The sequence below is a fragment of the Glutamicibacter sp. MNS18 genome, from assembly GCF_026107515.2.
GTDB lineage: Bacteria > Actinomycetota > Actinomycetes > Actinomycetales > Micrococcaceae > Glutamicibacter.
The window spans coordinates 78577-91215 of record NZ_JAPCHW010000015.1; the positions used below are offsets into that span (position 1 = coordinate 78577).

At 66.0% G+C, this 12639-nt stretch carries 14 protein-coding genes; 9 read left to right on the forward strand and 5 right to left on the reverse strand.

Annotated features, from left to right (window positions below):
- Positions 1-3: 3 nt before the first annotated feature.
- The gene (locus OK351_RS15565) at positions 4-279 is read left to right on the forward strand and encodes a hypothetical protein (RefSeq protein ID WP_265160806.1); all 276 of its coding nucleotides are present in this window, start codon (positions 4-6) and stop codon (positions 277-279) included.
- 531 nt (positions 280-810) lie between these two features.
- Here the strand turns inward: OK351_RS15565 and OK351_RS15570 are convergent.
- From OK351_RS15570 to OK351_RS15580, 3 genes are all read right to left on the reverse strand, one after another.
- The gene (locus OK351_RS15570) at positions 811-1053 is read right to left on the reverse strand and encodes a hypothetical protein (RefSeq protein ID WP_265160808.1); all 243 of its coding nucleotides are present in this window, start codon (positions 1051-1053) and stop codon (positions 811-813) included.
- A gap of 357 nt (positions 1054-1410) precedes the next feature.
- Entirely contained in the window at positions 1411-1818 is a 408-nt protein-coding gene (locus OK351_RS15575) for a molybdenum cofactor biosynthesis protein MoaE (protein ID WP_265160809.1), read from the reverse strand.
- Positions 1819-1841: 23 nt separating this feature from the next.
- Entirely contained in the window at positions 1842-3014 is a 1173-nt protein-coding gene (locus OK351_RS15580) for a ThiF family adenylyltransferase (protein WP_265160811.1), read from the reverse strand.
- 39 nt (positions 3015-3053) lie between these two features.
- On the opposite strand from OK351_RS15580, the gene OK351_RS15585 reads away from it, so the two are divergent.
- From OK351_RS15585 to OK351_RS15600, 4 genes are read left to right on the forward strand one after another with little or no spacing between them, the layout of a single operon-like run.
- A complete protein-coding gene (locus OK351_RS15585; protein ID WP_265160813.1) occupies positions 3054-3305 on the forward strand; it encodes a MoaD/ThiS family protein in 252 nt (83 codons plus the stop codon).
- A 3-nt stretch (positions 3306-3308) separates the two neighbouring features.
- Positions 3309-4541: a molybdopterin molybdotransferase MoeA gene (gene glp, locus OK351_RS15590; protein WP_265160815.1), complete on the forward strand. Its 1233-nt coding sequence runs from the start codon at positions 3309-3311 to the stop codon at positions 4539-4541.
- The gene (gene moaC, locus OK351_RS15595; RefSeq protein WP_265160817.1) at positions 4534-5052 is read left to right on the forward strand and encodes a cyclic pyranopterin monophosphate synthase MoaC; all 519 of its coding nucleotides are present in this window, start codon (positions 4534-4536) and stop codon (positions 5050-5052) included. Before glp ends, moaC begins: the two co-directional genes overlap by 8 nt.
- Positions 5045-5548, forward strand: a complete 504-nt coding sequence (locus tag OK351_RS15600) for a molybdopterin-binding protein (protein WP_265160819.1) — start codon at positions 5045-5047, stop codon at positions 5546-5548. The genes moaC and OK351_RS15600 overlap by 8 nt, the downstream gene beginning before the upstream one ends.
- A gap of 107 nt (positions 5549-5655) precedes the next feature.
- Here the strand turns inward: OK351_RS15600 and OK351_RS15605 are convergent, their stop codons facing one another.
- Together OK351_RS15605 and OK351_RS15610 are read right to left on the reverse strand one after the other, a co-directional pair.
- The gene (locus OK351_RS15605; RefSeq protein WP_265160822.1) at positions 5656-6420 is read right to left on the reverse strand and encodes a hypothetical protein; all 765 of its coding nucleotides are present in this window, start codon (positions 6418-6420) and stop codon (positions 5656-5658) included.
- A 128-nt stretch (positions 6421-6548) separates the two neighbouring features.
- On the reverse strand, positions 6549-7337 hold the full coding sequence (locus OK351_RS15610; RefSeq protein WP_265160824.1) for an IclR family transcriptional regulator domain-containing protein: 789 nt from the start codon (positions 7335-7337) through the stop codon (positions 6549-6551).
- Between the two features lie 360 nt (positions 7338-7697).
- On the opposite strand from OK351_RS15610, the gene OK351_RS15615 reads away from it, so the two are divergent.
- From OK351_RS15615 to OK351_RS15630, 4 genes are read left to right on the forward strand one after another with little or no spacing between them, the layout of a single operon-like run.
- Complete coding sequence (locus OK351_RS15615) at positions 7698-8351, forward strand: TetR/AcrR family transcriptional regulator (RefSeq protein ID WP_265160826.1); 654 nt, start codon at positions 7698-7700, stop codon at positions 8349-8351.
- Positions 8352-8397: 46 nt separating this feature from the next.
- Positions 8398-10008 (forward strand): carboxyl transferase domain-containing protein, encoded by a 1611-nt coding sequence (locus tag OK351_RS15620; protein ID WP_265160828.1) that lies wholly within the window; start codon positions 8398-8400, stop codon positions 10006-10008.
- Between the two features lie 51 nt (positions 10009-10059).
- A complete protein-coding gene (locus OK351_RS15625) occupies positions 10060-12126 on the forward strand; it encodes an acetyl/propionyl/methylcrotonyl-CoA carboxylase subunit alpha (protein WP_265160830.1) in 2067 nt (688 codons plus the stop codon).
- Positions 12123-12638 (forward strand): MaoC family dehydratase, encoded by a 516-nt coding sequence (locus OK351_RS15630; RefSeq protein WP_265160832.1) that lies wholly within the window; start codon positions 12123-12125, stop codon positions 12636-12638. Before OK351_RS15625 ends, OK351_RS15630 begins: the two co-directional genes overlap by 4 nt.
- The last annotated feature ends 1 nt before the right edge of the window (position 12639 follow it).

A 12639-nucleotide genomic window follows, 5' to 3' on the forward strand; every position in this document is an offset into this window, starting at 1 on the left:
CGGATGCACCCCGAACGTGATACCCGGGGCGGGATCGCTGATGAACAGGGTCGGTCGGTGGTCCTGGAAGGCACCATGATCGGGGTGCAGATCCAACACCTGGCCGGTGGGCAAGCCCCGAAACCGATGTGGTTGTGGGCCTCCACGCCGGTAGCCCAGAACGTGGCCGAGATGGATCATTGGTGGTCCATGTACTTGCGCCGCTTCGATTTGGAGCACACGTTCAGATTCCTGAAGCAGACTCTGGGTTGGACCAAGCCGAAACTGCATGACCCGTGAGCGGCGGATACCTGGACCTGGGTGGTGGTGGCTGCGTACACGATGCTGTGTTTAGCCCGCCCTGTGGCGTCAGGGTGCCGGTTACCATGGCAGGCAAAGGTTGCGGACCCGCTGGCATTCAGCCAGGGCCGGGTGCGCCAGACCTACCGGCGTGTGTGCCAGAATTTGGTGCATCCGGCGAACCCGCCGTTAGCTACCAGGCCAGGCCCGGGACGGCCCAAAGGCAGCCGAAACCGGCACAAAGCAGGCATCCAACCCGTCGGTTTGGCCCACCACAAAGTTAAGTAACAAGCTAAGCTGGTCGCCTCGCAGCGTGAGCAAAATGAACGCGAGGCTCAGGAAGCGGCGGAGAGAGCAGCACGCCGTGCGAAATGGCGTGACGTCAGTTTCCCGAATCCGCCCACAACTCGAAGCCCTGCTAACTCACCTAAGACAATTGCGAGGCCGCATGTCCCATCACGATCTGAACATTCAAAGGACGGTGGCTATGAAAGGTAGCAATAAGAGCTCTCTTTCATAGTCACCGGACACTTAGTTACGGCGATTATCGCGATCTAGCCAAGGAACAAAACGACCTTTGTTGCCAGCTGCAATGAGATAGGTGAAGCACAAGATTGCACCGAGGTGAAGAAGGCCTATCCACAGTCCGTTGGTCTGGAAGGTAGCAGGAAGCTGCGAAAGGCCCAAGAGAGCAAGGACGAGATAAAAGTAGTCACTAGGAATTGCTTTCGGCTTACGTTTATTTTGCGGCGTTGGGTTAACTTCAGTAGCCATTGGGAGCTTCTTTCCGGATTAGGAGAAACAGTTTTGCTTGATGTCGTTAATGCCAATAAGCTCGGCGAACAGGCCACCAGCTGCAGCTATAGCTGCATTTCGCTTCGCGGCTGCGCCCTTTTCGCTGTGGTAGGCACGCCATATGATATTCACGCCTTTTTGACGGATCCGAACCGCTTGACTAACTTATACCCAATTTTTGCAGCAGCTCCCCAAGGCATTAGGTTGGCACCCACTGTAGCGACACATACAGTCCAACCCCAGACCGTATTGGGGTCTGCTCCGTCCGGTGTTGAACCCACCACGGTGGTCAAAATGTGCAGGGCAGTGAATCATGCCCACGCAAGAAACGAACGCCTAGAGTCCCACCCATTCGGAGGAACCGGAAGTGAAGTGCTGGCGCTTCCAGATGGGCACCTCCGCCTTAATACGTTCCACAAGATTCTCGATGGCTTCGAAGGCCTCACGTCGGTGCGCGGCCGCGGAAGCTGCGACGAGGGCGGCATCCCCGATGGTCAGCGCCCCAACCCGGTGCACGGCTGCCAATCGTAGCCCGGTGCTTACCTCCTCTTCGGCGAGGATCTTCTCCAGGAACGCCTGCGCCTCGGGGTGGTGCGAGTAGTCCAACGAGTTCACCGCCTGGCCGCCGTCGTGGTTGCGGATGATCCCGTGGAACAGCACCACCGCACCGGCTGTGTCCGATTGCACGGCCGCCTTCACGGCGTCCTCGTCGATCGGCTGGTCAGTAATCAGTGCGTAGCTCACGTAGCTCCTCAGGTGGCAAACTCTTAGGACTGCTGGTGCAGTACGGGTTCGGTCAAATCGGGTGCCAAGTCGGCCACCGCGGGGGCGCCGCCGGGCACATATGAGGCCCTGATGCCTCGCCCGGCCAGCAGCTGTGCGGCGCGCAGGGCGCGCGGCCCGCGGGCGCAGTAGACCACCAGCTGTTCTGGCAGCGGCGGCAGCTCGGTGCCAGCATCGATGGCCGCCTCCAGCTGCGGCAGCGGCAGATGGTGTGATCCGCGCAGGCTCAGCTCCTCGCGTTCCTCCAGATTGCGCACATCCAGCAAAAACGGCGGGTGCTCCGAATGCAGCGCGGCGGCCAGGTCCTCGGGGGCCAGCTGTTCAGGCTGCGGCAGGTTGCCGGAACAGAACAACTGGTAGTCAATCAACCCGGTCACCGGTGGTGCGGACGGATCGCGGGAGTATTCCAGGCTCCGGGTGCTGGCGGCCAGCGCATCATAGATCAGCACCCGACCCACCAGGGGCTCGCCGATCCCGGTGATGACCTTCAGCGCCTCGGTGGCCAGCAGTGAACCGATGGTTCCGCACAAACCGGGCAGCACGCCGCCATCCGCGCAGTCCGGGACAGTACCGGGCGCCGGCGGCACCGGGAACAGGTCCCGATAGCCGGGGCCGTGTTCGTGCCAGGCCACGGAAACCTGGCCGTGGTGCTGCAGGATCGAACCCCAGATCAACGGGATGCCGGAAAGTTGCGCGGCATCGTTGGTCAGGTACCGCGTGGGGAAGTTGTCGCTGCCGTCAATGACCAGGTCGTAGCCGGCGAACAACTGCAGGGCATTGGTCGAATCCAGCCGCAGGGAGTGTTCGTTGATGGTGACGCCCGGATCCAGCGCGCGGGCCGCCTGCGCCAACGATGCGGTCTTGGCCTTACCCAGGTTCGCGGTGGTGTGGGTGACCTGGCGGTGCAGGTTGGACAGCTCCACCACATCGTCATCGACGATCCCGATGGTGCCGACACCGGATCCCACCAGGTAGGGAATGCTGGCACTGCCCAGTCCCCCGGCTCCGACCACCAGCACCCGTGCGGCGGCCAGCCGGCGCTGGGCCTGCTCACCGAACCCGGGCAGAGCCAGCTGGCGCTCGGCGCGGAGCGTTTGCTGTGCGCTGAGCCGCGGCGCCGGTTCCACCAGCGCGGGATAGCCGCGTTCGCTCATCATCGAAAATCCTTCTCGCCCGGGCGCGATAGCATAGAAGACATGTCACAGATCACGATACGCTACTTCGCCGCCGCGGCGGCCGCGGCGGGCACCGAGCAGGAATCCTGGCCCCGCGCCGAGTCCCTGGCCCAGTTGCGCACCGAGCTGGCCGACGCCCACGGACCGGCCATGGCCCAGGTATTGCGTTCGGGCAGCTTCCTGATCAACGGCGTGGTCCGGCGCGACGACGGTGAGCTGGGGCCGGAGGGCGAACTAACCGTGGACGTGCTGCCTCCCTTCGCCGGCGGATAGCCCATGACCTGCACCCTGGAAACCCACCGCGCGGAAATCACGGCGCTGCTGGACCCGGTGATCGCCCGGCTGGGCACCCAGACACTCCCCGTTGACAGCGCCGAACTGCCCGGGCGCGTCACCGCGGCGGAGATCGCCGCGCGCCTGCCCATCCCCGCGTTCACAAATTCGCAGATGGATGGGTTCGCCGCCCGCAGCGCGGAGCTGGCCGCTGCGAGCCCCGAGCACCCGGTGCAGCTGCCGCTGGGCTTGGCCGCGGCCGCCGGAGACCGGCAAATCCAGTTGCTGCCCGGGACGGTGTCCCCGGTGATGACCGGGGCCGTGGTCCCGCACGGGGCGGACACCGTCATCCCGGTGGAGGCCACCATGCAGGGTGCCTTCGGGCCGCTGGTGCGCGAGGGCGAGGGCGAGCCCAGTGGCGCGGCGACCTTCACCGCCCCCTCGGAAACCGGACGCTTCATCCGCCCGGTGGGTCAGGATCTGCAGGCCGGTGCCGTGGTCGCCGGGGCCGGCACCCGGCTGACGCCCACCCTGATCGGGGCGCTGGCGGCCAGCGGCGTGAGCGAGGTTCCGGTGCGCGCACGGCTGCGGGCGCTGGTGTGCACCACCGGCAATGAACTGATGGGCGGGACGGCCGAGTCCGGGCGGATCCCCGACTCAAATTCACCGATGCTCACCGCGGTGCTGCGCGGCTACGGCGCCGCGGTGGAGGTTCTGCGGCTGCCCGATGACGCGCCGGCGCTGGCCCGCGAACTGGCCAGTCAGGCTCGGGAGGTGGACCTCATCCTCACGGTGGGCGGCATCAGCGCCGGGGCCTACGAGGTGGTGCGCGAGGCGCTGGCACCGTCCGGTGGCAGCTTTCACCATGTGGCCCTGCAACCCGGAGGCCCACAAGGCTTCGCGCTGCTTGAGGGCACCCCGGTACTCTGCTTCCCGGGCAACCCGGTCAGCGCGCTGCTCTCCCTGGAGCTGTTCCTGGTGCCCTCCCTGCGCCGCATGGCCGGACTGGCCGAACCCGTCCCCGAACAGTACGCGCTGGCCGACGAGGTGCATTCCCCGGCTGCCAAGCACCAGGTCCGCCGCGGACTGCTCCACGACGGGCAGGTCACCGTGCTGGATCCCGGCTCCCACCTGATTCACGACCTGGCTCGGGCCGATGTGCTCGTGCACATTCCCGTCGGTGTCGCCCACCTTCCGGCCGGCACCAAGGTAGACACTTGGAGATTCCATGACTGACCCAAACACCCCACACGCAGATCATCCGGCCCCGTCCGGCCAGCAGCAGCTGACCCACCTGCGCGCCGATGGCAGCGCGGCCATGGTCGATGTCAGCGACAAGCAGGTCACCAAGCGGGTGGCTACCGCGGAGGCACTGTTCGTGACCCGGCCGGACGTGGTGCAGATGCTGATGAGCGGCAACCTGCCCAAGGGCGAGGCGCTGGGCACCGCGCGCGTTGCCGGGATCATGGCGGCCAAACGCACCTGGGAGCTGGTGCCGTTGTGCCACCCGTTGCCGATCTCGAAGGTGTCTGTGGACTTCGCGGCCGAGCAGTCGGCGGTGCGCGTGAGCGCACAGGTGACCACCAAGGGGGTGACCGGGGTGGAAATGGAGGCGCTGACCGCCGCCAGCGTCGCCGCGCTGACCCTCTATGACATGGTCAAGGCCGTGGACAAGCACGCCGAGGTCACCGGGATCCGGGTACTGGCCAAGTCCGGCGGCAAATCCGGGGACTGGACCCGTGACTGATCCAACCACCGCCTTGCGCCGCGCCGGGGTGCTGGTCGCCTCGACCAGCGCGGCCGCCGGGACGAACCCGGATCGCACGGGGCCGGTGATCAGCCAGTGGCTGCAGCAGCGCGGCTTCGCCGTGAATCTTCGCCTTACCGCCGACGGGCCGGAAGTCGGCGCCGGGCTGCGGGAGCTGCTGGCGGGCGAGCCCCGGCTCATCCTGACCACCGGCGGCACCGGGGTCTCCCCCACCGACCTCACCCCCGAGCAGACGGCCCCGCTGCTGCAGGTGCAGCTGCCGGGGATCATTGAGGCCATTCGCCGCCGCGGCGAGGCGATGACCCCGCTGTCGGTCCTGACCCGCGGGGTTGCCGGTTTCGCCGGCTCCTGCCTGATCGTGAACCTTCCCGGGTCCACCGGAGGGGTGCGCGACGGCCTGGCGGTTCTGGACCCGTTGCTGGAACACCTGCTCGAACAGCGCATTACAGGCGGCGGGCACGGCCCTCGGCACTAGCGTGCACCAGCTGGCCGCAGCTACCATTGCCTTTTCGACCTCAGTTCCACGTGGCGGCAGGGTACCGCCCGCAGCCCGGAAATCAACGTGCGCACCGGACGATCGGCTTACTGGTTCGCCTGCGGCCCGCCGCTGCTCCAGTCGTAGCCGCTTTCGGTCACCACGATCTTCCACGGCCCGTCCGGGACATCGACGTCGTCTACGAACCGCCACGAGACCCCGGCCTGGGTTCCGTTCAGCGCCTCAAAGCCGAGGCATCCGACGACCGCCGGGGAAACATCCATACCGGCACCGTTGAACTCGGTGCTTTTCGGGCGCTCGTTGTTCTGCCCGAAGACATACTCGAAATCGTCGTACACGGCCGGGCCGGCATCGGAGATCTGGGCGAAGCACGTCTTTCCCCGAAATTGCAGCTCGACCCAACGGTTCTTCATGTAGGAAAAATTCTTGTTCTCCAGGTTTCCGGCATACCCGAAGTCGTTGGCCCACGGAATCAGGTGCCGCTGCGCGAACGCCTTCTCATTGGTCACGTCATTGAACGGCAGGTCCAGGTAGAAGGGGTTCTGTTGGGGGGTCATGTGGTTCGGGAAATAGTTGTTGACTGCCTCGCGCATCTCGGTCTGGCAGACACCGTCGATTTCGGTTCCGTCACAGCCGCCGTATCGTTCGAACCACCAGCCATCGTAGGCACTGATCATCTGCGACCCGTCTGCAGCCTGCGGATCGTGGATCTCACCAACCCAGAAGGTTGTCGCCACCACGCACAGATGCCACGGCAGCACGCGCCCCAGCAGGCTCCGTTCCCCCTGGCCGGTAGCCGAATTCCACCAGCCGCGGGCCTTGAACTCGATCCTGCACAGCCAATCATTCATCCCCATACGCTCCCCTTGCATTGCCGTATGGCCTCATTCAAACGCATCATGCAGGTCACCGGCTACAAGGATGAAGTCATGATTCCGCGGGGGTGCTGCCGAACACATCCCACCGGCTCACCCGGTCGCTACCGCCTGGCGGCCAGGGCTTCCTCCACCTGGGTAGCGGCCCGCCGCAGCCGGGGAAGTACCGCCTGCGCCGCCTCATTCGCATCCACCGGGCTACCCGGCCCCACGCCCATGGACACGTTCATCGCCGCGGCGATCTTCCCGCCGGGCCCGAAGACCGGGACCGCCACCGCACGCAACCCCACCGACAGTTCCTGGTCAACGATGGCAAACCCCTGCTCGCGCACCTGTTCCAGCTCGGATCGCAGGATATCCTTGTCGGTCAGCGTGTACGGTGTCAGCGCGCGGTTGCCTTCGGCAATCACCCGATCGATGACCTGCTGGTCCTGGTAGGCCAGCAGCACGCGCCCCATGGAGGTGCTCACCGCCGGGAATCGGGTTCCCACCGAGATTCCCACCTGCATGATCGCCCGGGTGTGCACACGGGCCACATACATGATGTCGTTGCCGTCCAGTACCGAGGCCGACGCGGACTCGCCCACCACGGCCGACAGCTCCTCGAGCACCGGTTCGATCAGCTGCGGCAACGTGGCACTGGAGAGGTAGGCGTAGCCCAGCTGCAGCACCTGGCTGGTCAGCTCGAAGTACTTCCCGTCAAAGCGCACGTACCCCAGCTCCACCAGGGTCAGCAGGAATCGCCGGGCCGTGGCCCGGGACAGGCCGGTCCGGGTGGCCACCTCGGAAAGGGTCATCTGCGGGTGGTCCGCATCGAAACTGCGGATCACTCCCAGCCCGCGGGCCAGTGACTGCACCGAGGTGCCCGGGGTGCTGGTGGTTTCGTTGCTCACGCTGTTCCTGCCGCTTTCGTTGTTCAGCCGATGTTGCTTGTGGTGGATCATGGGGCGACCGCGACGGTGTCCTTCCGGCATGGGCGCCCCTACTAATCTACTGGGCTTTGCCCGATGACTTGTTCCACCGTGACCTGTGTTTCCCGTATCCCTACGCCGGGACCTAGGTGCGGGTGCCAGTGCACCACCCCATCGGATACCTCGTTGAATCCCCGGCCGCGGTTCCATGGCTTGCAGCATGCCCAACAAATTCCCAATCAAATGATTGACAACTAGCGCGATACCAGGATTTACTGGCCATACAATCCCTATCGATCGATTGGGATCCATGGTCCGCACCACCAGGAACGGGGAGTCCCCATGAATCTCGGCCAGGTCCAACAAGCGGCGGTATCGCTCTTTGCCAAACAGGGATTCGCTGCGACCGGAATCCGCGAGCTCGGCTCGGCGGCTGGCATCAACTCCGCGACGATCTACCATTACGTGGGCAGCAAGGAAGACCTGCTGGTCAGTGTGATGCGCGACTGCCTCAACGAGATGATCCGTTCCGGGGCCGCGGCCCTGCGCGCCAGCGCCGAACCGGCCATCCAGCTGGCTGGCCTCATCTCCGCGCATGTGGGCTTCACCGGTACCAACCAGCTCACCTCACGGGTCGTCGAATACGAGATGCGCGCCCTGTCGGAAACCAACGGCCCGGCGATGCAGGGGCTGCGTGACGAGTACGAGTCGATGTTCGCCCGGGTCCTGGAACGCGGGGCGCGCGTCGGCGACTTCACCACCGAGGACCTGACCATGGCCCGGCTGGCCATCATGGAAATGGGCACCGGTGTCGCCCACTGGTACCGTCCAGACGGGCGGCTGGCGCTTGATCAGGTGCAACAGTACTTCGTGAACATGGCGTTCAGGATCCTCGCCGCGGATTCCTCGGTGCTCGAGGGCGTGGACTTCGTCATCCCCCCGCGCCGGCTCGCCAGCGAACCCGACCCCGCGACGGTACGGGCTTCCGCCTCCTAGCACTTGTCCAGCCCCGATCCCCGATTCCCGTGACGAAAGAGGCCCCGTGGAAACCCTGAGCAGCAGCATCGACCCCACCGATCCGGCCTTCGTGCAGAATGCGCAGCGGCAAACCGGCCTGGTTGACGAGCTGCGCGGCCGCCTGGCACGTGCCGCGCTGGGCGGCCCGGAAACCTCGCGTCAGCGCCACCTGGATCGCGGCAAGCTGCTGCCGCGCGACCGGGTCAACAGGCTGCTCGACGAGGGATCCCCGTTCCTGGAGATCGCGCCGCTGGCCGCGGAGGATATGTACGGTGGGGACAGCCCCGGGGCCGGTCTGATCGCCGGCATCGGCCTGGTCCACGGACGGCATGTGCTCATCATCTGCAACGACGCCACGGTCAAGGGCGGCACCTATTTCCCGATGACGGTGAAGAAGCACCTGCGCGCCCAGCAGATCGCCGGGGAAAACGGGTTGCCCTGCGTGTACCTGGTGGACTCGGGCGGCGCCTTCCTGCCCATGCAGGATGAGGTCTTCCCCGACCGCGAGCATTTCGGGCGGATCTTCTACAACCAGGCGAATCTCTCGGCCGCCAAGATCCCGCAGATCGCGGCGGTGCTCGGCTCCTGTACGGCCGGTGGCGCCTATGTCCCGGCAATGAGCGACGAGACGGTGATCGTGCGTGGCCAGGGAACCATCTTCCTGGGTGGTCCCCCGCTGGTGAAGGCGGCCATCGGCGAGATCGTCACGGCCGAGGAGCTCGGCGGCGGTGAACTGCACGCCAAGACCTCCGGTGTGGTGGACCACCTGGCCGAGAACGACGCCCATGCCCTGCAGATCGTGCGGGATATCATTGCCACCCTGCCGCAGGCCCCGGCTCCGGCCTGGGACATCGCCGCACAGGTCACCGAGCCGTTGGCGGACCCGGCAGAACTCTACGGTGCGGTACCCACCGATGTGAACGCACCCTACGATGTGCACGAGGTCATCTCCCGCGTGGTGGACGGCAGCGAATTCCATGAGTTCAAAGCCAACTACGGCACCACACTGGTGACCGGTTTCGCGCGGATCCACGGCCATAGGGTCGGCATCATCGCGAACAACGGGGTGCTGTTCTCCGAATCCGCGCTCAAGGGCGCCCACTTCATTCAGCTGTGCGACCAGCGCGGCATCCCGCTGGTCTTCCTGCAGAACCTGGCCGGGTTCATGGTGGGCCGCGACTACGAGGCCGATGGCATCGCCAAACACGGGGCCAAGATGGTTACCGCGGTGGCCACCGCCCGGGTCCCGAAGTTCACGGTGGTCATCGGCGGGTCATTCGGCGCCGGCAACTACTCCATGTGCGGCCGCGCCTACTCGCCGCGCTTCCTCTGGATGTGGCCTGCGGCCCGGATCTCGGTGATGGGAGGCAACCAAGCTTCCGGGGTGTTGGCCACCGTGAAACGCGATGCGATCGAAGCCGCGGGCGGCAGCTGGAGCCCCGACGCGGAGGAGGCCTTCAAGGCCCCCATCAGGGACCAGTACGAGGCCCAGGGCAACCCCTATTACTCCACCGCCCGGCTCTGGGACGACGGGGTCATCGACCCGGTGGATACCCGCCGGGTGTTGGGCCTGGCCCTGGAGGTCGCCTGTCGCCAGCCGTTGCCCGAGACCGGGTTCGGTGTCTTCCGCATGTAGCCGAATCCCGCCCGAATCCAGCTCTTCCCCCCATTCCAGACAAGGATCCTCATGACCGCCAGACTTTTCGACACGGTGCTCGTGGCCAACCGCGGGGAAATCGCCGTGCGTGTCATCCGCACCCTCAAGGCCCTGGGGATCCGCTCGGTGGCCGTGTACTCGGATCCCGATGCCGGGGCCCTTCATGTCACCGAGGCGGACCTGGCGGTGCGTATCGGGCCGGGGACAGCCACCGAAAGCTACCTGAGCATCCCCGCGATCCTTGCGGCCTGCCGCCGCACTGGCGCCCAGGCGGTACACCCGGGCTACGGTTTCCTATCCGAGAACGCGGACTTCGCCCGCGCCCTGCAGGAAGCCGGCATCACCTTCATCGGCCCTGATGCCGACTCGATCAATCTCATGGGCGACAAGATCCGCTCCAAGAACCATGTGCAATCCCACGGCGTCCCGGTCGTCCCCGGCATCGCCGAACCCGGGCTGGCCGACGCGCAGCTCATGGCCGCCGCGGACCCGGTGGGCTATCCGCTGCTGATCAAGCCCTCGGCCGGGGGCGGCGGGAAAGGCATGTTCACGGTCGAATCCGCCAGCGAGCTGCCCGGGGCGCTGGCCAGTGCCCGCCGCACCGCGGCCAACGCCTTCGGCGACGACACGCTCTTCCTCGAACGCCTGGTCCGCAACCCGCGGCATATCGAGGTGCAGGTGCTGGCCGACCGGCATGGCAATACCGTCCATCTGGGCGAGCGCGAGTGCTCGCTGCAACGCCGGCACCAGAAGGTCATCGAGGAAGCCCCCTCACCCTTGTTGGAAAACCATCCCGACGGCGAGCGCATCCGCGCCGAGCTCGGGGCCGCGGCCGTCGCCGCGGCGCAATCGGTGGATTACGTGGGCGCCGGAACCGTGGAGTTCCTGATCAGCGACGATGCGCCCGGCGAATTCTTCTTCATGGAGATGAACACCCGGCTGCAGGTCGAGCATCCGGTGACCGAGGAGGTGGTGCGTGTCAAAGGCCACCGCATCGACCTTGTCGAGTGGCAGGTACGCATCGCCGCCGGAGCGGAATTGGACTTCACCCAGGAGCAGGTCCGGTTGCACGGTCATGCGATCGAGGCCCGCATCTACGCCGAGGACCCGGCCCACGACTTCATGCCCTCGACCGGCACCATCCTCGCGGTCCGAGAGGCCTCCGGCGAGCATGTGCGCGTCGATTCCTCGCTACGGCAGGGGCTGGAGGTCCCGGCCTTCTACGATCCGATGCTGTCCAAGCTCATCGTCTGGGCTGCAGAGAGGGTGCAGTGCCTGGCCAACCTGGATGCGGCCCTGTCCCACACGGTGGTCCTGGGGGTGGAGACCAATATCGAGTACCTGCGGCTGCTGGTCAACGACGACCAGGTGACTGCCGGCCGGCTGGATACCAACCTCATCTCCCGGGTGATGCCGAAGTTCCGTACACCGTCCGATGCCGAACTGGCGCTGGCCGCGCACCTTTCCCGAGACACCGGGGATACCACCGGCGGCCCATGGCATGTGCGCGATGGCTGGCGTTTGGGCGCCCCGGCGGACACCACCTGCCACTTCGAGGTCGACCGACAGCACCGTTCGCTGTCATGGCGCCGCACCGGGCACGCCTCGGCGGTCACCATCGATGGCAGCAATTTCCTGGTGGAACCTGCTGGCCCCGGCCGCTATGCCGTGAACGGTCTGGCGCGCCGGGTCTCCGCTGCCCGAGCGAAGGACGGCACCCTCTGGGTGGGGCACAACGGGTGGAGCACCGCAATCCGCCCCTTGGACCGGGCCGAGGTGCTCGCCGGCGAACTGGCCGCGCTGGACCGCGGCCCCGGGGCCCTGTCCCCGGAAGTGCGCTCCCCGATGCCCGGAACCGTCGTCAATGTGCAGGTCGGCGACGGAGAGCAGGTCGTGGCCGGGCAACTACTGGCCACCATCGAGGCCATGAAGATGGAGCACCAGATGCTCTCCCCCGGCGACGGTGTGGTCGGTATGGCCCAGCTGAAGGCCGGGGATCTGGTCAAGGCCAACCAGCTGATCGCCACGGTACATATCTCCCAGCCTGGAGCCGTGGAACCGGGCACCCCGGCAACAGAAGGGACGCAGAACAGATGAGTACCCCGGAGACCGAACGCATCACCCAGCGCGGCTATTACCTGGACGAATTGCGCGAAGGCGTGGTCTACGCGCACCGCCCCGGACGGACCATCACCGAAGCGGACAATGTCCTGTTCACCACCCTGACCATGAACAACCAGGGATTGCATCTGGATGCGGCCTGGAGCGCCACCCAGCCCTTCGGGCAGCGGCTGGTCAATTCCCTGTTCACCCTGGGAACCATGATCGGCCAGTCGGTGCCGCAAATGACCGAGGGGACCATTATCGGGCAGCTGGGACTGGACGACGTGAAATTCCCGCACCCGGTGTTCCACGGCGATACGCTCTACACCGAAACGGAGGTCACCGCCATCCGGAACTCGAAATCCCGTCCGGGACAGGGCATCGTCACCATGAAACACACCGGGCGCAACCAGGACGGCGTCATCGTGGCCACCGCCACCCGCAGCTGCCTGATGTGGACCAGGGATGCCCACCGGGCGTCGCTGGACACCACCGGGAGGCAGTAGC